This is a genomic window from Oceanidesulfovibrio marinus (assembly GCF_013085545.1).
In the GTDB taxonomy this organism is placed as follows: Bacteria; Desulfobacterota; Desulfovibrionia; order Desulfovibrionales; family Desulfovibrionaceae; genus Oceanidesulfovibrio; species Oceanidesulfovibrio marinus.
The window spans coordinates 1,515,573-1,534,262 of sequence record NZ_CP039543.1 but is presented as its reverse complement, the minus strand read 5'-3'; the positions used below and the strand labels follow the sequence as shown (position 1 = coordinate 1,534,262).

Here is an 18,690-nt window from a genome sequence, read left to right as displayed (position 1 = left end):
AGGGGTGTTCGTTCAGGATGGATGTGGCAGTGATTCAAGCGCCCGGCTGATTTCTTCGCCGCGCTTTGCATACAGCTCTTTGGCGAACCGCGTGACGGCGTCGGCGACCGCCGCCAGCGGCGGCAGCTCCGGGAGCGGCGTCAGGTGCAGGGTGGAGCAGTCCACGGGCAACATCATCAGGTCGTGGTCCAGGTCGCAGAGGGAGCCGCCCTCGACGGCTCCGGTCACGCGCTCTTTCTGCATGGTGTCCGGGTCCAGGCACTTGCAGAAGTTCATGACGCACGACGGGGCGTGGTTCTTGTTCACCTTGCGGATGGCCTCGTTGAGCTCCTCGCACTGGTTCATCACGGAAACATAGTTCACGGACAACCGCTGCCGGCCTTCCTGGTCCTTGGCGTAGCTGCCGTTGATATACGCGTTGAGCTCGCGCTGGGCGCGTTCATACGCCAGCTTCATGAGCCTGGAGAAACGGGAGGCAGCGGTCAGGCCGAAGGGCCGGCCCAGGGAGAGCACCGGCGTCCGTCCGCAGGCGTGATTGCACAGCTCCTCGCCGGCGTACGGATCCAGGCCCACGGCCTTGTAAAAGGAGAGGACCGTGGATTTGTCCAGCAGCATGGCGTGCAGCAGGGCCACGGCGTCCAGCACGTGTTCCACCTTGCGGTTGAGCGCGGCGGCCCGCTCGCGCAGCAGTTCCTCTTCCCGGTCGATGCGTACACGCGCACTGAAGAAGCTGTCCGCAGCTTCGGCCAGTACCTCGTCGGCGAGTCCTTTGGAAAATTCTTCAAGAACGGTCATGGGCTATTCCTTAACGTTTCGGATTGTGCCGCCTTCCGAAAGGGAAATCAAGGTGCGATGCGTACTGGCGAGGGTTTGCGTGCACAGGGCGAAGCGGTATAGTGAACGTTACCCCGCGCGTTCGATGCATTCCCGCGCCAACCAATAACAATCACATACCACACTATGATTGATGATATCGAGAAGCTTTCCCGAGAGCTCGGCGAGGCGCTCCTGGCGCAGAGCCTGACCCTTGCCGTGGCCGAGTCCTGCACCGGCGGGCTCGTGGGCGGCGCGCTCACGGCCATTTCCGGCAGCTCGGACTGGTTCATGGGCGGCGTCATCGCCTACCACAACGAGGTGAAGGAGCAACTGCTGGGCGTCGATGCCGCCATCCTGAACACCAAAGGCGCCGTGAGCGAGGAGACCGTGCTGGCCATGGCCTACGGTGCGGCACAGCTCTTGAAAACACAGGCCGCTCTTTCCATATCCGGCGTTGCCGGCCCCACCGGCGGCACGCCGGACAAGCCCGTGGGCATGGTCTGCTTTGGCTGGCATCTGAACGGCGAGACTACGGCGTGCACCGAGCATCTGGAGGGCGACCGCGAGGCCGTGCGCCTGGCCTCGGTGCGCCGGGCCCTGCGCGGCATGCTCAGAATGGTCCGGGGGCAAACACCCTAAATCACGGGTAGACTCGCAAGGAGGGGCCTTCATGCGCTGCTTTGTCGGACTGCCGCTGCCCGAGAGCTATCAGGACGGGCTGGAACGCGTGCGCAGGCAATGGGGGCCACGCTTTGCGCCGCCGCTTACCTGGACGCGACCCGGCAACTGGCACATCACTCTGGCGTTTCTGGGCGAGGTGGAGGAATCCCAACAGCCGGACCTGGAGCAAGCGCTGTCGGCCGTGGCCTTTGCGCCGTTCACCTTCCAGGCTGGCGGGGCTGGGGTCTTTCCGCCCCAGGGCAGGCCCAAGGTGCTGTGGGTGGGCGCGCTGTACGGCGAGCAGGCAGTTGCCGCCCTGGCAAGCGAAGTGCAGCAGTCGCTCATTCCGCTTGGCTTCGAGTCGGACGACCGGCCATTCACCACCCATCTGACCCTGGCGCGGGCCAAGCGCGGCAAATCCAAACGCCACAAGCACACCGGTGCGAAGCGCGGAGCAGGGGACGAATCGTTCCAGAAAATCCCGGACGCCAACGCCTGGCAGGAATGCATTGCCGGCCTGGGCCGCGTGGAGTGGCCGCCCGTCACCATGGATTCGTTCATCCTCTGGCGCAGCCACCTGAGCGAGGCCGGTCCGCGCTACGAGCCCTTGGCGAGCTTTGGAGCGACGAGCGAGTCCAGCAATGGTTAGCAGTGGAATGCAAGAGGCGACAGCGCGGTCAGGCGTTGTATTCGGTAACGAGAAACGAGTTGGCGCGGAAAAAAGCGCCGGACGATTGGATTCGGTGCGTGGGGCGATGCCCCACACGGCGGGCCGGGGGAGTGTGCGACCCGCCGTATCGGACAAAGGTTGTGGTAACTGCAGGAGCCGCCGGCACGGTGGAACAAGGTCCCTGCCGGTTGCCCCTAGAGGTAGTCTCCGCGATTGAACTTGAACCGTTCGGTAACGGTGAGGATCTCAAGAGAATCCACCATGGATTGCAGGGAGGGGTTTTGCTCCTCCAGACCGCCGGCGGCGGCCTTGAGTCCCTCCACATCGCTCGAAATGTCCTCCAGGACCCCGTACGCGTGACGCAGGTCGCCTTCTTCCTGGTTGCTGCTCAGGCTGTCGGCGTACTGCTCCCATTTGTTGAAGACGTGGTCTAGTGTTTCCATTACCTCACGCTCTGTGGTAGGCGGTTGCACTGCCTCGGCCCGGTCCACATTCTGGACGTCCTCGGCTGCTTGCGCGGCCTCGGTGCGTCCGGGGGGCGTGGCCCCTTCCGCAGCCTCGGGGGATTTACCCTTCCGCACTTCCTGTGCGAGCATGTCCCCGAACTTCCCTGTCTTGTCGGGCTGGGAGCGGGACCGGAGCTCTTCCTCTCGCCTCAGTGATTCGAGTTGTTCCGGTCTGATCTTCATAGGCTCCCCCTACTGGTTTGCATCAGGACGAAGCAATAAGCTTGCCAATCGTGTGATATTTGCAACATTATGAAATGGTAGAATAAATTTCCTGGAGGCCCGGAACTTTTTGCCGTATGGCGGCCAAAGGATCTGCTCCGGTGTCCGGCCGGGAACGATCAAGCCAAAAAACGTTTCTTTGCGCCGTGTTCCGACCGTACTGCCTCTGTAAAACAGAAGAAATGCCTTGTCTATCATACCCGCATCTGGCACAAGATGAAGTAATGACTTTATAATGAACAAGCGGCCCCGACACCGCCGCTCCAGCGTATCAAAAGGGGATTGTGATGAAACAGGTCCAAAAAATTCTTTGCGCCGTCGACTTTTCCGAGTTCAGCCCGTCCGTCGCCGAAACGGCCAAGACCATGGCCAACGCATTCGGCGCCGAGATCGTGGTGCTCTATGCGGCGCCCTCGCTGTCCCAGTATGTCGGTTTCCACGTGCCGCCCACGTCCATCGAGAACTTTGTGGGCGAGATCGTGACCGGCGCGGAAAAGAGCATGGACAACTTCCTGTCCGAGCACTTCGAAGGCGTCAAGGCCACCGGCAAGGTCGCCACCGGCTACGCCGCCGAGGAGATCCTCAAGGTCGCCAAGGACGAGAAGGCCGACATGATCGTCATGGGCACTCATGGCCGCACCGGCATCGACCTCATCCTTTTCGGTTCCGTGGCCGAGAAGGTCGTCAAGAGCTCTCCCATCCCCGTGCTCACGGTCCGGCCCGGCAAGTAGTACCGCCAGGTTGATTCCCACGCCGTTCGGAAGTATGCATTGACGGCCCGGCCGCTCACCCGGTCGGGCCTTTTTTCTTGCATTTGCAGATGGCGGGGCATGGCCCCGACCTCCACACGAACACTCTCGAAAAGACAATGGCAGACCAACAGAAACTCCCCGCTTTAGTCCAGGCCCTGCGGCCCGAGGTGCTCGATTTCGAGCCCTACGCGGCCGGGCTCTCCATCGAGGAAATCCGCGAGCGCTACGGCCTCGAATGCGTCATCAAGCTCGCGAGCAACGAGAACCCGCTGGGGGTGCCGCCCCTGGTGCAGAAGCGCCTCAAGGCGTCGGTGGGATTCGCCTTCCGCTATCCCAAGCCGGACACGCCGCGGCTGTGCAAGGCCATTGCCCACCGCATGGGCGTGGACCCCTCCCGCGTGGTGGTAGGCAACGGCTCCGACGAGATCATCGACATCCTCATCCGCGTACGCGCCGTGCCGGGCCGGGACAATGTGCTGGCCTTCAAGCCGTGCTTCTCCATGTACAAGCTCCAGTCCAAGTTCCTGGGCGTGGAGTTCCGACAGGTGCCGGTGGAGGCGGACTTTACCTATGACCTCGACAAGCTCGCCGCGGCCGTGGACGAACACACGGCCCTGGTCTTCGTCACCTCGCCGGACAACCCCTCGGGCTACGCGCCCAAGGCGTCCCTGCTGGAAAAGTTCGCGCGCTCCCTGCCGGAGACGTGCATTCTGGTGGTGGACGAGGCGTACATGGACTTTGCCGTGCCGGAAGAGGAGTACTCCATCCGCAACCTGCTGGGCGAGCTGGACAACCTGGTGATCCTGCGGACCTTCTCCAAGGTTTACGGCCTGGCCGGCTTGCGGCTCGGCTACGGCATGATGCACCCGGCTCTGGCCGACTACCTCTGGCGGGTGCGCCTGCCGTTCAGCGTGAACCTGATGGCCGAGGAGGCCGGCATCGCGGCCATCGAGGACACCTGCTTCTATGAGGCCACGCTGAAGGCCGTGCACACCGGCCGGGAATGGCTCGCGGCGCAGCTCTCGGCCCTGGGCTGTACGCCCAAGCCCACCCAGGCCAACTTCATTCTCTTTGCCCTGCCCGAAGGCTGCCCCTTGTCGGCCAAGGATGTCTTCGAGAAGCTGCTGGAGCGCGGCATCATCATCCGGCCGCTGGGCAGCTACGGCCTGCCGGACAGCCTGCGCGTCTCCATCGGCGCGGAGCGCGAGAACCAGGCCTTCATCGACAACCTGAAAGAGGTGCTGGCGTAATGGCAGACCCCTTCCGCCATATCGTGACTCTGGACGGCCCGGCCGGCGTGGGCAAAACTACCATGGCCAAGCGGCTGGCCGGCGCGTTGCGCATTCCCTACATGGATACCGGCGCCATGTACCGCGTCTGCGGCATGCGCCTGGGCGAAGAAGCCACGGCAATGTCCGAGGCGGATATTCTGCAAACGCTCCGCGCCATCCACTTCTCCCTGGACGGCTCCGGCGAGGGCACCCGCCTCCTGGTGGACGATGTTCCCATGGGCGACGAGATTCGCACGGAGCGCGTGGGCATGCTCGCGTCCACCGTGGGCACGCTGCCGTCAGTCCGCGCCTACTGCCGCGAGGCGCAGCAGGGGCTCGGGGTGGCAACGCCCCTGGTGGCCGAAGGCCGGGACATGGGCACCGTGGTCTTCCCCAGGGCCGCGTACAAGTTCTTCCTCGAAGCCGCCCCGGAGATCCGCGCGCAACGCCGGCTCGATCAGCTCAAGGAAATGGGCGCTTCCGACCTGCCCAGCCTCGACGACCTCGCCGCGCAGATCGCGGCCCGCGATCACCAGGACCGCACCCGCAAAGAAGCGCCCCTCAAACCAGCCGAGGACGCTATCCTTATTGATACTGGAAAACTTGATGTGGATGGCGTTTTCAAACGCCTGATGCAGGAAATCAAGGCTGCGGGCTGATTTTTTATGCCTCCGGCGGCTGGGGGACGCCGTCCCCCAAGCCCCCTGCCGGGGACCACTAGTCCCCGGACCCCATTTATGGGTCCAGGGAGCTTAGCTCCCTGGTGGGAGTTCGAGGGCAAAGCCCTCGGATCACGTTCAATAGCCGTTACTCTTCTTTCTTCGCCGTATCCCACAACGAATTCAGCGTATCCAGGTCCACATCGGCCACGTCCTTGCCCTGGGTCTGGACGGCGTGTTCCATGCGGTCGAAGCGTGTGAGGAACTTGGTGTTGGCGTCGTGCAGGGCCGAGTTGGCCTTGATGGAGTGACGCCGGCCCAGCTCCACGAGGGTGAAGAGGTAGTCGCCGAACTCTTCTTCTTTGCGCTGCTGGTCGCCGGAGGCGGCGGCCTCCTGCCATTCTTTCCATTCCGATGCGAGCTGGCCTTCGAGGTCGGCGTCCGTTGCCCAGGTAAAGCCGTTGCGCGCCGCTTTGGAGTGGATGCGGTAGGCGCGCAGGAGCGGCGGCAGGCCTTTGGGCAGGGATGAGAACACGCCCTTGGGCGGCTCGTCGCCATTGGCGGCTTCGGCCTTTTCCTCGCGTTTGATCTTCTCCCAGTTGGTGATCACATCGCCGGCGCCGTTGACGGATTCCTCGCCAAAAACGTGGGGATGGCGGCGGATCATCTTGCGCCGGATCATGTCCAGGGTGTCGTCCATGGATATGTCGGAGCCTTGCTTCAGGTAGCAGCGGTTGATGAAGCAGAGCAGGAAGAGGAGGTCGCCCATTTCTTCGGCCGCCTCCACCGGGTCCCCGGCGCGGATGGCTTCCACCATCTCGAAGGCTTCCTCGATCACGTAGTCGCACAGTGTGTGCGGGGTCTGCTCCCTGTCCCAGGGGCAGCCCTCGGGTCCGAGCAGGGCATCGATGACGTCAAGCAGCTTGTCGAAGGATCGACTCATGGGAATACGGCCTCAAAAGTTGTCGGTTGCAAAGGATCAGATGTCGGACGTGCTGCCGTCGGAAGGCCCGGTGGGGCCGTAGGGCTCGTAGCCGGGTTGCCGGGGCTTGTCGCCGGAGCCTTGGGGCCCCGGGTGCACGTCGCCGGAGTTGTGGCCGGGGATCATGGACCGCACGGAGTCGGGCACGTAGCGCGACAGGATGCGGCTGTACTCCATGATGTACGGCGCGGCGCGAGAGTTCTCGGCCATGGACGAGTTCGGCATGACCGAGACGAACAGCCAGAAAACAATGGCGCAGACCAGCCCGCCCTTGAGGATGCCGAAGGCGAAGCCGCCCAGATAGTCCAGCCATGCGGCCACGGTCTTCTTGACGATGGCGCGGGTGAGCCCGGCCGCGAAGGAGACGAGCAGGATCGTGGCGATGAAGATGATCAGATAGGAGGCGATGACGACCCAGTCCGGATTGGAGATCACGTGGGAGAGGGGTTCGCCGAGCTCCTCGTGGTAGTGCATGGCCAGGTAGATGCCGAGAACGACGCCGCCCAGAGAGGCGACTTCGAGAATGAGGCCCCGGAACAGCCCCCGGATGGCGGTGTAAGCCAGTACGACCACAAAAATGATGTCGAGCATGTTCATGCCAGGGCGTCCCCGAGGGAGGTTGAAGAGTCAGACGCAGCAATGGAGACAGGGGTACCAAAAGTATCGGGTAAGGGGAAGTGCCCGGAATCCTGAAAGGTGATGTCGCGTTTCGGCCGGTAAACGGTTTGTACCGTGCTGCGGACGGCGGATGCGTTTTCGGAACGCGAGCCCATGCGCCGAACAATGCGGGCGGCGCGTCCGGATCGAGGCCGGTCCGGGACGAACGGTCGCTGGTGCGCGGTGAACGGCAGGCCCTGCCAGTTCTCCCCGTTCATGGCGGGGTTTCCCGCCATCCACCGGAAAGCGCATGCATTGTGGATTGCAGCCGCCGTACAAAGGGATACGCGATCACCCCAAACCCCAAGGAGGACGCCCATGGCCAAGGATCTCAAAGCCTACTGGCGGCGCAACGTGCGCTACATGATCGTGCTGCTCTCGATATGGTTCCTGGTCTCGTACGTATGCGGAATCCTGCTCGTGGAACCGCTCAACACAATCCACATCGCCGGCTTCCCCCTCGGGTTCTGGTTCGCCCAACAGGGAGCCATCTACGTCTTCGTGGCGCTCATCTTCGTCTACTTCTTCCTCATGTCCCGGCTGGACAGGGAGTTCGACGTTCACGAGTAAGCGCAGCGCAACATCGAGGTAGCGGTGGTTTTTGGGGGACGCCGTCCCCCAAGCCCCTGCCGGGGATCACTGGTCCCCGGACCCCAGAATAGGGTCCAGGGAACATTGTTCCCTGGTGGGAGCTCGAGGGCAAAGCCCTCGAACGCACGAGCAACAAGTCTAGCTGCTTCGAAGACGCCAAAAGTCATATTTATCCTTTTGAAGGAGCATCGACCATGTCCATACAAGTCTGGACCTACATCATGGTGGGTCTCACCTTCGGCATCTACATATTCATCGCGTGGAGCTCGCGAGTGAAAGACACACGCGGGTTCTACGTGGCCGGCGGCGGCGTGCCGCCCATTGCCAACGGTCTGGCCACGGCCGCGGACTGGATGAGCGCGGCCTCGTTCATCTCCATGGCCGGCCTCATCTCCTTCATGGGCTACCAGGGCTGCGTCTACCTCATGGGCTGGACTGGCGGCTACGTGCTGCTGGCATTGCTGTTGGCTCCATACCTGCGCAAGTTCGGCAAGTTCACCGTGCCGGACTTTGTGGGCGACCGCTACTACTCCACGGCCGCGCGCATCGTGGCTCTGGTCTGCGCCATTTTTGTCTCGCTCACCTATGTTGCCGGCCAGATGCGCGGCGTGGGCATCGTCTTCAGCCGGTTCCTGGGCGTGGACGTGACCACCGGCGTGGTCATCGGCATGTTCATTGTGTTCTTCTACGCCGGCCTGGGCGGGATGAAGGGCATCACCTGGACGCAGGTGGCGCAGTACATCACGCTGATCATCGCCTTCCTCATCCCGGCCGTGGCCATCAGCATGAAGGTCACGGGCAACCCCATTCCGCAGCTCGGTTTCGGCGGGACCATCGCCCAGGGCCAGGACGCCGGCCAGTACCTCATGGAGACACTGAACAAGATAAGTACGGACCTGGGGTTTGCGGAGTACACCTCGGCCTTCGGAGCCGGGCAGAAGTCCATGCTCGACGTCTTTGCCATGACCTTTGCGCTGATGGTCGGCACGGCTGGTCTGCCACACGTCATCATCCGCTTCTACACGGTCCCCAGCGTCCGGGCCGCGCGCCTCTCGGCCGGCTATGCGCTGCTGTTCATCGCGATTCTGTACACCACGGCGCCTGCCGTGGCCGGGTTCGCGCGGTATAACATGATCAAGACCGTGAACAACGTGCCGTACGCCGAGGCGCCCTCGTGGTTCAAGAACTGGGAGGAGACCGGGCTGGTCGCCTGGATGGACAAGAACGGCGACGGCATCATCGAGTACCGGGCCGGCGCCGCCTTCCAGGGCAAGCCGGAGTTTACGGGCGCGAAGGGTGCCATGGGCCAGCTGGAGCTCGCCAACGCGCCCACGGACAGCCCCAACGAGCTGTATGTGGATCGCGACATCATGGTTCTGGCCAACCCGGAGATCGCCAAGCTGCCCGCCTGGGTCATCGCCCTGGTCGCTGCCGGCGGCCTGGCCGCGGCGCTCTCCACGGCGTCCGGATTGCTGCTGGTCATTGCCTCGTCCATCTCGCACGACCTCTACTACCGCGTCATCAACCGCCAGGCCTCGGAAAAGCAGCGCCTGCTGCTGGGCCGGATCATGATCGGCGTGGCCGTTGTCATCGCCGGCTACTTCGGCATCAATCCGCCGGGGTTCGTGGCCCAGGTCGTTGCGCTGGCCTTCGGACTGGGCGCGTCCAGCTTCTTCCCCATTCTTGTGCTGGGCGTGTTCTGGAAGCGGGCAAACCGCGAAGGCGCCATCGCCGGCATGATCTGCGGCATCGGCTTCACCATGCTGTATATCATCCAGACCAAGTTCCTCGGCGTGAAGCCCTGGTTCTTCAGCATCAGCCCGGAAGGCATCGGCGCTGTCGGCATGGTCATCAACTTCATCGTGACCATCGTGGTCTCCAAGCTCACCGCGCCGCCGCCGGACGACATCCAGGAGCTCGTCGACTCCGTGCGCATCCCCCGTGGGGCTGGTGCGGCCGTGGATCATTGATACGCCTCCGGCAGGCCGGTGTGGGGGACGCTGTCCCCCACGCCCCCTGCCAGGGGAACATGGTTCCCCTGAACCCCAGAAATGGGTCCAGGGAGCCGTACTCCCTGGTGGGAGTCCGAGGGCAAGGCCCTCGGATCACGGCCGGTGCAAGTGAAATAACTTGTGTAGGGAAAGGGCAGAGCAAGGTACACTGAATCCATGGGAATCCGTGACGGCAACAGAAGCGATCCCGGCGCGCAGCCGGAGATGGTGTTGTCCTTCTTCAGGCGGACGCTGCCGTTCAGCGGTTTGGAGTCGCGCAGTCTGGAGATGCTGGCCTCCCATGCGCGCATTGACTTCCTGCCGTCCGGCTCACGGTTCCTGATCCAGGGCGAGAGCGAGGTGGAGGCGCTGTATCTGGTGCAGAAGGGCGGCGTGCGCCTCTATGCAAAGGACGAGACTGGCCGGGAGACGCTGGTGGACTTCCGCGGGGAAGGCGGGGCCGTGGGCGGCATGGCCCTGGTTCAGGGCGGCCGGGCGCGCCTGAGCGCCGAGACCGTGGAGGACACCTTCTTCATCAAGGTACCCAAGGAGACCTTCCTCTCCATCGTGGAGAAGCATCCCCAGGTGGCGCGATTCTATGCCAAGGCGTTTGCCGACGAGTATACGGCCCTGGCCTTTGAGGAGCTGAAGGAGCGCAGCGGCGCATTGCCGGAGCCTGGGGCGCTCTACCTCATGGGCTCCCGCGTGGGGCAGATCATGCACGGGCCGCCGGTGGACATCCCCATGGGGGCGACCATCCAGCAGGCGGCGCAGCTCATGGAGCGCAACCGCGTGGGTTCGGTGCTGGTGGCCGACCCCTCCGGCGAGCACCTGGGCATCGTCACGGACAAGGATCTGCGCAAGACCATAGCCGTGGGCATGCCGCCCGAAGCGCCAGTGGAGATCATCATGTCCTCGCCCCTGGCCACGGTGGACGAGCGCGTCACCTGCTTCGACGCGCTGATGACCATGATGAACAGGGAGCTCCACCACCTGGCCGTGACGCGGGACGGCCGCGTGGCCGGCATGATCACGGCGCACGACATCGTGGTCATGCAGGGCAAGTCGCCCATGGCGCTGTTCCGGGAGATCATGGCCCAGCGCGAGATAGAGGGGCTCTACGACCACTCCCACAGGACGCCGCAGGTCATCCGCGCGCTGGTGGAGGAGGGCGCCAAGGCCGGCCACATCACGAGCATGATCACCGTGATCAATGACTGTCTGCTGGGCCAGGTGATCAAGCTGCTGCTCAAGTCGCTGGGGCCGCCGCCGGTGGAGTTCTGCTGGATGATGATGGGCAGCGAGGGCCGCCGCGAGCAGACCTTCAAGACCGACCAGGACAACGCCATCATCATCCGGGACGTGGAGGATCCGGTCATCGCCAGGGCCGCGGCTGTCTACTTCGAGGCGTTCACCACCCGCGTCATCGAGCACCTCGTGAAGGCGGGGTTCCCGTCGTGTCCTGGCGGGATCATGGCCAGCAATCCCAAGTGGCGGCTTACTCTGTCCCAGTGGAAGGAGACCTTCGAGCGCTGGATACTCAAGCCCGAGCCCGAGGAGGTCATGCATGCGGCCATCTTTTTCGACTTCCGGGCCGGTCCGGGGCAGAGCGCCTTTGCCGAGGAGCTGAAGCGGCACCTTCTGCCGCTCATCCAGCGCCAGGAGGTCTTCCAGCGCTATCTGGCGGCCAACTGCCTGCAGGCGCGTCCGCCGCTCTCCTTTTTCCGCGGCTTCATCGTGGAGAAGAACGGCGAGCACAAGAACAAGCTGGACCTCAAGGAGCGCGGCATCGCCCCCATTGCGGACTTTGCGCGGGTTCTGGCCCTGCGGCTGGGCATTGCCGAGACCAACACCCTGGCGCGGCTGGAGGCCGTGGGCGAGGACGGCATTGTCTCGCGCGATCTCGTCTCCGAGGTCCGCGAGGCGTACGAATTCCTCATGCAGCTGCGGCTGGTACATCAGCTGGCCCAGTGGGAGCGGGGCGAGGAACCGCACAACCACGTGGCTCCGGACATCCTCTCCGAGCTGGAGAAGCGCACGCTCAAGGAGGCGTTCCACGTCATCGGACGTATCCAGTCGTTTCTCAAGGATCTGTACAAACTGAACATCGCTTGAGGTGGTCATGATTCGCAATCAGACATTGCCCGAGCGCTTTGCAAAGTTCATGGGCGGGCTGCTCGCGCCGTCGCCGTCGAATCAATTGCTGGCGAGGAACCACGAGTGCTTTCGGGAGATTGATCAGCACAAGCCTCTGGAGGAGTACGAGTTCGCCGTGGTGGACACGGAGCTGACCGGCCTGGACGTCAGACGCGACGAGATCGTCTCCATCGGGGGGGTGCGCATCCGTAGCATGGAGCTCGATCCCTCCGACACATTCAGCGCCATCGTGCGGCCGCACGGCGATCTGCCCAAGACGTCCACACTGATCCACCGCATCACGCCACAGCAGGTCCGGGACCGGCCGCTGCTGGAGGATGTGCTGCCGGATTTCGTGGTATGGCTGGGGACGAGCTTTATGGTGGGCCACCACGTGGGCCTGGACATGCGCTTTCTGAACCGCGCCTGCCGCAAGGCGTTGGGGGCGGCGCTGAAGAATCCGGGCGTGGACACCATGCGTCTGGCCCAGGTGTACGAGGCCGAGCTCTGGGAGTCGTACTACGACCGCTACGACCTGAACATCTCGTATCATCTCAACGACCTGACCACGCGCTACGGGCTGCCGGCCTTTGGCCGGCACGACGCCCTGCAGGACGCGTTGCAGACGGCGTATCTGTTCCTCTTCCTGGTGCGGAAGCTTCGGCAGGGAGGCATCCACACCCTGCACGACCTCTATCTGGCCGGTCGGAGCTGGCGGTGGTACCTCTAGGCGATGCCTGATCCTGCTTGCCCTAGCTTCCTTCTAAGAGTACAAGTGTTTGCTGGAGAAGAGATATTGGTTGAGGTACTTCTTTTCCGGGCCACACTTCCTTCCAAGAAGCAATACATGGGTATCGTCAGCATAACAGCCCTCCGCAGCGGCATGGAGCTCGCTTCTGATATTCTTGACGGCAACGGCCGCAAGATTATTGGCTGCGGAACGGTTATTAATGAAAAGCATTTGCGTATATTGAAGATATGGGGCGTGACCGAGGCGGACGTCAAAGGGGTCAGTCAGGAACAGGAAAATATCAAAGACCTTTCGCAAATTGACTCCAAGCTCGTGAAAGCCGCCAGGCAGTACCTGTTGGCGCGCTTCGTGTTTGATGACGTCACCCTGCGTCCGGTGAAAGAGTTCCTGAACTTTCTGCTGCTGCGCAAGGCGCGGGATGCGGAGACGCGCGGCTATACCCCGGAGGACCTGCTTGCCAGCATGCCTCCGACTCCTCCGAAGGAGAAGACGCCGCCGCACGTGCCGCCGCTCAGACTCTCGCCGGCGGAGCTGATACTTGAGGATGTGAAGCTCGGCTCGCTGCCGGTGGTCTTCCACAAGCTGGTGGACGTGGTGAACGACTCGCGCAGCTCTGCCTCGGACGTCGCCGAGATCATCTCCAATGATCCGGATCTGGCAATGCGCGTGCTCAAGGTGGTCAACAGCCCGTTCTACGGCCTCTCCGTGCCCATCGATACGGTCTCCCGCGCTGTGGCCATCCTGGGCTCCAACCAGCTGGTGGCCCTGGCCATGGGCATTTCCGTGGTGACGCATTTCCGCGGAATTTCCAGCCGTCACATCAGCATGGAGGGGTTCTGGCGGCACAGCATCGCCGTGGGAATCGGCGCGCGTCTGTTGGCCAGTTACCACAAGACGCCGAATACGGAGCGCTTTTTCGTAGCCGGATTGTTGCATGACGTTGGCCGGCTCCTGATGTACAAGCACCTCCCAGGACCCATGCACGATGCTCTGGACTGGGCTGACCAGGCGGGTCGTCTGTTGATAGATGCCGAAAAGGAGCTGCTTGGTTTCGGCCATCCACAGCTGGCTGCGGCACTGTTCAAGGAATGGCGTCTACCGGTATCGTTGGAACGTAACGTGGGTTGTCACCACAACATCGAACGCTCTGCCAACCCGCAGGAGGCGTCCATCCTGCTCACCGCGGACTGGCTTGCCCATGGAATGGAACTCGGTACCAGTGGAGAACGCTACATGCCCCGGTATCCCGAAAGCGCCTGGGAACGGCTTGATATACCGCTCTCCTCTCTTTCTGAGATTGCGAAGCAAATGCACCATCAAGCGGACCAGATTCTGAGGTTCTTTTTGAGTGATGCCTGAGCACACAAAATCCTCCGCGAGCCGCAGGGAACTCGAAGACCGCATACGGACCCTCGAGGAGCAAGCCCGGCTGACTCTGGATATCCTGGAGATGGCGTCGTCTCTGGGGGACTTTCAGACATCCATCAACAAGCTCCACGAACCGAACCAGATTCTTGCGGAAACCGCCGAGCGCATCTCGCGTTTCGTGAGCTTCCACGCCACGGCCTTCTACCTGGTGGACGAGGACAACAACGATTTTGTCCTCGCCTCGTGCGAGCCCTCCATCCATGAGGAGATCATCCGGCGCGAGGTCTCCCACCTCATCGATACCGGCATCTTTGCCATGGCCATCCGCGAGAACCGGCCCATCACCGTGTACTCCCAGGACGGCAACCATCGGCTCGTGCTCCACGTGCTGGCCACCAGCTCCCGCGTGCGCGGCATGTTCATCGGCCTGACCACCCGCACGGAGCGCAGCATCTCCTCCATCCTCCTGGCGCTCCTCTCCATCGTGCTCAAGAACTGCGCCAACGCCATCGAGAGCTTCGAGCTCTACCAGTTCTTCTACAAGAGCCGTAGCGAGTAGTATTCCGGCCACTCCCAGCCGCGAAGGCCGTCTTCCGGGCCGCATCATCGCTAGCCCATTCAAAGGATGGGAGCCTTCAGTTGTGTGATTTGCGGCGAGGAGCGGCGTGTCTAGAAGCGGATTGTCTCGAACGTGCCGTCGCTCAGGTCGAAGAGCAGCACCGTGGGCTCGGCCGTGCCGCCCAGAAGGAGTCGCACGCATTCCCGCGCCTGGAGCGAGGCGGCGAGCATCACCGTGGGCGCAGGCGTGCCCAGCGTATCTTCCACGCCGCCGGCGTGGGGCAGCAGGTCGGCCGGGCCGGGCGCTCCGGGCGCGACGCACCCCACATAGCCGCACCAACCGGCCACAGCCGCCGTCACCATAGGAATGCCGGCCGCCGTCGCGGCGTGCTGCAATGTCGCGCGGAAGTCCAGACCGCCCAGGCAGTCCACAGCCAGATCCGCACCCTTCAGAAAATCCGCCACCGTGGTCTCGTCCAGGAAGGCGTCCACCACCTCCAGCTCCACAGCCGGGTTGATGCGCTCCGCGCGCTCCCGTGCCGAGTCGGTTTTGGGCTCGCCCAGCCAACGCTCCTCGGCCAAAAGCTGGCGGTTCAGGTTCGATGCCTCGAACACGTCGCCCTCGGCCGCGCGGATGCATCCCACGCCGAGACGGGCAAGGTTCTCCAGCACATACCCGCCCAATCCGCCCAGGCCGACCATGGCCACGCAGGAGCCTAGCAGCCGCGCCTGCTCATGCACGCTGATGGAGCTCGTGTTCCGGCGGTAGCGCTCCGGCAGCACACCCATGGACAACGCGATGCGCTCCACCTGCCGCAGGCCGAGACCGGACTGTGCGGCAATGGCGTGCTCGTCCGCCGGAAGCAGCGGATTGCCGCCGGCAAAGGGCTCCAGGGCGGCGCGGGCTATCGTGTCCGGAGACGGATCGGTCATTGCCGGCTGTTCCTTTCTTCGGTTGTAGCGCTCGCATGTGCGATTCGGGGGCTTTGCCCTCGGGCTCCCACCAGGGAGCTAAGCTCCCTGGACCTATAAATGGGGTCCGGGGACCAGTGATCCCCGGCAGGGAGTGCTGGGGGACAGCGTCACCCAGCCCGCCGGAGGCGTATTTGTCTTTGGTCGAACGTTGTTTCTAGCCGCCGCCCACGGCAGGGAAGAAGCCGAGGCGGTCGCCGTCGGACACCGGGGCCTCGCGGTTCGTATGCCGGCCGTTGATGAAGATGATGTGGACCTCGTCGTCCGGCAGGCCAAGGCGCGCCATGACCGAGGCAACGGTGTCGCCCGCCTGGTGGGGGTAGTTCTCGTTGTCCTCGGGCTGGTAGGACGAGAGCGTTGCAAAGCATTTGATAGTCAGAGCCATGCCGCGGAATCCTCCATGAAAAGGCAGGGTATCGTGTCGTGGCGTTGAGGACAAGGGCATCAGGGCCGGATGGTGAGCCGCAGGAGCTGCGCCGGGTCAATGCCGGGCAGGGCGGTCATATCCGGGGTGAGCCGGACCTCGCGGCCGTCCAGAATAATGGACGGTTGGTCCTGGAAGAATGCGGTGGGCAGCATGGCCAGGCGGCTGGCAAACCGTTGTGCGGTGAGAAAGACGCCGCGCGTGAGGATTTCCGGGCCGAGCTCCGGCAGCACCACGTTGAAGAGCTTGAGGGTGAAAACGCCGTCGCCGCCCGTGGTGATGGAGGCGTCGTTGCGGTGGCTGATACCGGAGCGGAACGAGGAGAGCACGCCCATCTTGCGCATGGTGGCGCCGATGAGGCCGGGCAAGGCGGCCGACAGGGCAATGACAGCGCCGTCGTGGACCGTGTCTTCGAGCCTGTCCACGGGGTGGCCGTCCAGAAATATGGTCTGCACACGGCCGAAGGCGTACTCGGGATCAATGCCGAGGCGCTCCACCATCAGGGACTCCACGGTGCAGCCGGGCATGAAGTCCAGCAGCACGCCGCCCTGGAGCAGGGGCAGGACTGCGGGGACGATCTCGGGGCCGGCCGCGCATTGGATGGCGGCGCTCAGATCGGGTTGGGAGGCGGTCGTGTTCATGGCGTGGATGAACAAAGGGGGGCCGGAAACGGTCCCCCTTTGTGGTTGTGCGTGACTAGCGCATTTTCGTCTTGAAGCAGGACTCCCATCTGAAACAAGTTGCTGTTGTTTCAGATAAATGCATAAGAGCCTCTAAACCTTTTCAAGCTTACCATGCTCTAGAAGTTGAAGACGGAGTCCAGCTCTTGGTCGGTCACATCGAAAACCACGTCGTGCGGCGGCAGCTTTTCGCGGCGGAAGTAGCGCGGCAGGCGGTCGTGCACGTTGGTGAAGCCGGCTTCCTTGTTGAACTCGCGCTCGGCCCGGAGGATGGTCTTGCCCAGCTCAACCACATCGTCGGCCGTGAGGTTCGAGCCGTTCAGGCCGTTCAGCGTGTCGAGCATGGCCTGGAAGGTCTCGGGCTGGTCGAGAATGGCGAAGGCTATGAACAGGCAGAAGCCGGTGGCGTCCAGAGCGGCCGTGGCGATCTGCAGGTTGCGGGAGAGATCGGCCTGGCCGGTGGAGCTCAGGGGATCGACGTCGCCGCCGACCTTGAGGATGTTGGTGGCCACGGCGTAACCGGCGGTGTGGTCCGCGCCCATGGTGGTGGTGGCGTAGGTAACGCCCACGCCCTTGACCGCGCGGGGATCGTAGGCAGGCATGGCCTGGTTCTTGACCACTGGGGCGCGCTCCAGACCGAAGCACTTGGCCGTGATGCCGGCGCCGGCGCCCAGGATGCGGCCCAGCGGCGTGCCCTGGCCCACTTCCTCCAGCAGCTTCACGGCGCCTTCGGCGTCACCAAAGGGGATGACGCCGGCGTCCATGGCGATGCCGATGGTCACGCCCATCTCGATGGTGTCCAGACCGATGTCGTCATCCATGAAGTCGAGCTTGGCGATGGTGTCCAGGTCGTCAATGCCGCAGTTGCCGCCGTGGGCCCAGACGGTCTCGTACTCGGGCTGCTTGGTGACGTAGTTGCCGTCTTTGTCCACGAACACGCCGGAGCACTGGATAACACAGCCGCGGTGGCAGCCGTGGGTGGGGTTGCCGCCGCGCACCTTCTCGGTCTCGGCCATGGTCTCGCCGGAGATCTTCTCCGCGCCCTTGTACACGCCTTCCTTGAAGTTGTAGGTCGGATAGCCGCCTGCTTCGCAGAGGATGTTGGTAAGGATGTTGGTGCCGTAGGCGGGCAGGCCCTCGCCGGTCACGGCGTGGCCGCGCAGGCCTTCCACGAACTTGCGGTTGCCGGCCTTGAATGCCTCGGCATCGACAGGCTGGCGCATCTTGGCGCCGCCGGAATCCACCACGATGCACTTGATGCCCTTGGAGCCCATGACAGCGCCGACACCGCCGCGGCCCGCGTGGCGGGTGGGGCGGAACTCGGGATCGGTGCAGGCGATGGACGCGGCAAGCATGCGCATCTCGCCGGCCGTGCCGATGGAGATGAGGCCGACCTTGTCGCCGTACTGCTCCTTGATCTTCTCGGCCATGGCGTAGTTGCGCAGGCCCACCAGGTCGCCGGCGTCCTCGAAGGTCACGCCGCTTTCATTGATGACAACCTTGTAGAAGCCGCCGTTACGGTCGTGCTCGCCCTCGATGATGATGGCGGCGTAACCCAGGCGGGCGAGATACATGCCGGGCTGGCCGCCGGCGTTGGATTCCTTGATGCCGCCGGTGAGCGGGCTCTTGCAGCCGATGGAAAGCCGGCCGGACGACGCCGCGGCAGAGCCGGTGGCGATGCCGGGAGCGATGACGAGCTTGTTCTCGGGGCCGAGCGGGTGACAGTCGGCCGGAACTTCCTTGGAAACCACGATGCTGGTCATGGCGCGGCCGCCGAGACCGGCGTACTCGCCAAGGGCCTCCACGGTGGCTTTCGGACCGCCGGGAGCACCGACGTCGATGCGAAGAATCTTGTCCATTGCCTCCTCCTTACATGTAGGGACATATTGGGCGGTAGCTTGTGCAGCTACGCAACATTGTCGTTCAGACCACAAACGTGACGCTGCCGGTTGAGCCGCTGCCAGACGACCCAACTATTCCAATACATCCCAAATACCCCTATGCAAGGAGGGGGTCAAAATGGG

Annotated in this window: 19 protein-coding genes; 11 read left to right on the top strand and 8 right to left on the bottom strand. The window is 63.5% G+C overall.

What is annotated here, in order from left to right; genetic code table 11:
* Nucleotides 1-12: 12 nt before the first annotated feature.
* Complete coding sequence (locus E8L03_RS06915) at nucleotides 13-795, bottom strand: hypothetical protein (RefSeq protein ID WP_171266925.1); 783 nt, start codon at nucleotides 793-795, stop codon at nucleotides 13-15.
* A gap of 165 nt (nucleotides 796-960) precedes the next feature.
* On the opposite strand from E8L03_RS06915, the gene E8L03_RS06910 reads away from it, so the two are divergent.
* Together E8L03_RS06910 and thpR are read left to right on the top strand one after the other, a co-directional pair.
* A complete protein-coding gene (locus tag E8L03_RS06910) occupies nucleotides 961-1,455 on the top strand; it encodes a CinA family protein (RefSeq protein ID WP_171266924.1) in 495 nt (164 codons plus the stop codon).
* Nucleotides 1,456-1,486: 31 nt separating this feature from the next.
* Nucleotides 1,487-2,125: an RNA 2',3'-cyclic phosphodiesterase gene (gene thpR / locus E8L03_RS06905; RefSeq protein WP_171266923.1), complete on the top strand. Its 639-nt coding sequence runs from the start codon at nucleotides 1,487-1,489 to the stop codon at nucleotides 2,123-2,125.
* A gap of 215 nt (nucleotides 2,126-2,340) precedes the next feature.
* Here the strand turns inward: thpR and E8L03_RS06900 are convergent, their stop codons facing one another.
* Nucleotides 2,341-2,835, bottom strand: a complete 495-nt coding sequence (locus E8L03_RS06900) for a hypothetical protein (RefSeq protein ID WP_144306119.1) — start codon at nucleotides 2,833-2,835, stop codon at nucleotides 2,341-2,343.
* A 326-nt stretch (nucleotides 2,836-3,161) separates the two neighbouring features.
* On the opposite strand from E8L03_RS06900, the gene E8L03_RS06895 reads away from it, so the two are divergent.
* From E8L03_RS06895 to cmk, 3 genes are all read left to right on the top strand, one after another.
* Nucleotides 3,162-3,605 (top strand): universal stress protein, encoded by a 444-nt coding sequence (locus E8L03_RS06895; RefSeq protein WP_144306120.1) that lies wholly within the window; start codon nucleotides 3,162-3,164, stop codon nucleotides 3,603-3,605.
* Between the two features lie 137 nt (nucleotides 3,606-3,742).
* A complete protein-coding gene (gene hisC, locus E8L03_RS06890; RefSeq protein WP_171266922.1) occupies nucleotides 3,743-4,876 on the top strand; it encodes a histidinol-phosphate transaminase in 1,134 nt (377 codons plus the stop codon).
* On the top strand, nucleotides 4,876-5,556 hold the full coding sequence (cmk, locus tag E8L03_RS06885) for a (d)CMP kinase (RefSeq protein ID WP_171266921.1): 681 nt from the start codon (nucleotides 4,876-4,878) through the stop codon (nucleotides 5,554-5,556). The genes hisC and cmk overlap by 1 nt, the downstream gene beginning before the upstream one ends.
* 148 nt (nucleotides 5,557-5,704) lie before the next feature.
* Here the strand turns inward: cmk and mazG are convergent, their stop codons facing one another.
* Both mazG and E8L03_RS06875 read right to left on the bottom strand, forming a co-directional pair.
* Nucleotides 5,705-6,499, bottom strand: coding sequence for a nucleoside triphosphate pyrophosphohydrolase (gene mazG / locus E8L03_RS06880; protein ID WP_171266920.1), 795 nt, complete (start codon nucleotides 6,497-6,499; stop codon nucleotides 5,705-5,707).
* A 36-nt stretch (nucleotides 6,500-6,535) separates the two neighbouring features.
* Nucleotides 6,536-7,135, bottom strand: a complete 600-nt coding sequence (locus E8L03_RS06875) for a CvpA family protein (protein ID WP_171266919.1) — start codon at nucleotides 7,133-7,135, stop codon at nucleotides 6,536-6,538.
* A 378-nt stretch (nucleotides 7,136-7,513) separates the two neighbouring features.
* Here E8L03_RS06875 and E8L03_RS06870 point away from each other — a divergent pair, with 378 nt between their 5' ends.
* The 6 genes from E8L03_RS06870 (at nucleotide 7,514) to E8L03_RS06845 (ending at nucleotide 14,591) form a co-directional block, all read left to right on the top strand.
* A complete protein-coding gene (locus tag E8L03_RS06870; RefSeq protein ID WP_144306125.1) occupies nucleotides 7,514-7,765 on the top strand; it encodes a DUF4212 domain-containing protein in 252 nt (83 codons plus the stop codon).
* Between the two features lie 215 nt (nucleotides 7,766-7,980).
* The gene (locus E8L03_RS06865; protein ID WP_171266918.1) at nucleotides 7,981-9,756 is read left to right on the top strand and encodes a sodium:solute symporter family protein; all 1,776 of its coding nucleotides are present in this window, start codon (nucleotides 7,981-7,983) and stop codon (nucleotides 9,754-9,756) included.
* A gap of 198 nt (nucleotides 9,757-9,954) precedes the next feature.
* The gene (locus E8L03_RS06860) at nucleotides 9,955-11,892 is read left to right on the top strand and encodes a DUF294 nucleotidyltransferase-like domain-containing protein (protein WP_171266917.1); all 1,938 of its coding nucleotides are present in this window, start codon (nucleotides 9,955-9,957) and stop codon (nucleotides 11,890-11,892) included.
* 7 nt (nucleotides 11,893-11,899) lie between these two features.
* Nucleotides 11,900-12,643: a 3'-5' exonuclease gene (locus tag E8L03_RS06855; RefSeq protein ID WP_216367947.1), complete on the top strand. Its 744-nt coding sequence runs from the start codon at nucleotides 11,900-11,902 to the stop codon at nucleotides 12,641-12,643.
* Nucleotides 12,644-12,688: 45 nt separating this feature from the next.
* Nucleotides 12,689-14,023: an HDOD domain-containing protein gene (locus tag E8L03_RS06850; protein WP_171266916.1), complete on the top strand. Its 1,335-nt coding sequence runs from the start codon at nucleotides 12,689-12,691 to the stop codon at nucleotides 14,021-14,023.
* A complete protein-coding gene (locus E8L03_RS06845; RefSeq protein WP_144306130.1) occupies nucleotides 14,016-14,591 on the top strand; it encodes a GAF domain-containing protein in 576 nt (191 codons plus the stop codon). The genes E8L03_RS06850 and E8L03_RS06845 overlap by 8 nt, the downstream gene beginning before the upstream one ends.
* Nucleotides 14,592-14,701: 110 nt before the next feature.
* Here E8L03_RS06845 and E8L03_RS06840 read toward each other — a convergent pair whose 3' ends face one another.
* The 4 genes from E8L03_RS06840 to E8L03_RS06825 form a co-directional block, all read right to left on the bottom strand.
* Nucleotides 14,702-15,523, bottom strand: a complete 822-nt coding sequence (locus E8L03_RS06840) for a HesA/MoeB/ThiF family protein (protein WP_171266915.1) — start codon at nucleotides 15,521-15,523, stop codon at nucleotides 14,702-14,704.
* A 196-nt stretch (nucleotides 15,524-15,719) separates the two neighbouring features.
* Nucleotides 15,720-15,947, bottom strand: a complete 228-nt coding sequence (locus E8L03_RS06835; protein WP_144306132.1) for a MoaD/ThiS family protein — start codon at nucleotides 15,945-15,947, stop codon at nucleotides 15,720-15,722.
* A gap of 59 nt (nucleotides 15,948-16,006) precedes the next feature.
* The gene (locus E8L03_RS06830; protein ID WP_144306133.1) at nucleotides 16,007-16,627 is read right to left on the bottom strand and encodes a hypothetical protein; all 621 of its coding nucleotides are present in this window, start codon (nucleotides 16,625-16,627) and stop codon (nucleotides 16,007-16,009) included.
* Nucleotides 16,628-16,785: 158 nt separating this feature from the next.
* Nucleotides 16,786-18,525 carry an aldehyde ferredoxin oxidoreductase family protein gene (locus E8L03_RS06825; RefSeq protein ID WP_144306134.1) on the bottom strand — a complete coding sequence of 580 codons (1,740 nt, stop codon included), beginning with the start codon at nucleotides 18,523-18,525 and terminating at the stop codon, nucleotides 16,786-16,788.
* Nucleotides 18,526-18,690: the final 165 nt, after the last annotated feature.

Bases quoted from the DNA above. Each gene is read 5' to 3' on its own strand.
- E8L03_RS06915 (WP_171266925.1), bottom strand. From the start codon at position 795: ATGACCGTTCTTGAAGAATTTTCCAAAGGACTCGCCGACGAGGTACTG.
- E8L03_RS06910 (WP_171266924.1), top strand. From the start codon at position 961: ATGATTGATGATATCGAGAAGCTTTCCCGAGAGCTCGGCGAGGCGCTC.
- thpR (WP_171266923.1), top strand. From the start codon at position 1,487: ATGCGCTGCTTTGTCGGACTGCCGCTGCCCGAGAGCTATCAGGACGGG.
- E8L03_RS06900 (WP_144306119.1), bottom strand. From the start codon at position 2,835: ATGAAGATCAGACCGGAACAACTCGAATCACTGAGGCGAGAGGAAGAG.
- E8L03_RS06895 (WP_144306120.1), top strand. From the start codon at position 3,162: ATGAAACAGGTCCAAAAAATTCTTTGCGCCGTCGACTTTTCCGAGTTC.
- hisC (WP_171266922.1), top strand. From the start codon at position 3,743: ATGGCAGACCAACAGAAACTCCCCGCTTTAGTCCAGGCCCTGCGGCCC.
- cmk (WP_171266921.1), top strand. From the start codon at position 4,876: ATGGCAGACCCCTTCCGCCATATCGTGACTCTGGACGGCCCGGCCGGC.
- mazG (WP_171266920.1), bottom strand. From the start codon at position 6,499: ATGAGTCGATCCTTCGACAAGCTGCTTGACGTCATCGATGCCCTGCTC.
- E8L03_RS06875 (WP_171266919.1), bottom strand. From the start codon at position 7,135: ATGAACATGCTCGACATCATTTTTGTGGTCGTACTGGCTTACACCGCC.
- E8L03_RS06870 (WP_144306125.1), top strand. From the start codon at position 7,514: ATGGCCAAGGATCTCAAAGCCTACTGGCGGCGCAACGTGCGCTACATG.
- E8L03_RS06865 (WP_171266918.1), top strand. From the start codon at position 7,981: ATGTCCATACAAGTCTGGACCTACATCATGGTGGGTCTCACCTTCGGC.
- E8L03_RS06860 (WP_171266917.1), top strand. From the start codon at position 9,955: ATGGGAATCCGTGACGGCAACAGAAGCGATCCCGGCGCGCAGCCGGAG.
- E8L03_RS06855 (WP_216367947.1), top strand. From the start codon at position 11,900: ATGATTCGCAATCAGACATTGCCCGAGCGCTTTGCAAAGTTCATGGGC.
- E8L03_RS06845 (WP_144306130.1), top strand. From the start codon at position 14,016: ATGCCTGAGCACACAAAATCCTCCGCGAGCCGCAGGGAACTCGAAGAC.
- E8L03_RS06840 (WP_171266915.1), bottom strand. From the start codon at position 15,523: ATGACCGATCCGTCTCCGGACACGATAGCCCGCGCCGCCCTGGAGCCC.
- E8L03_RS06835 (WP_144306132.1), bottom strand. From the start codon at position 15,947: ATGGCTCTGACTATCAAATGCTTTGCAACGCTCTCGTCCTACCAGCCC.
- E8L03_RS06830 (WP_144306133.1), bottom strand. From the start codon at position 16,627: ATGAACACGACCGCCTCCCAACCCGATCTGAGCGCCGCCATCCAATGC.
- E8L03_RS06825 (WP_144306134.1), bottom strand. From the start codon at position 18,525: ATGGACAAGATTCTTCGCATCGACGTCGGTGCTCCCGGCGGTCCGAAA.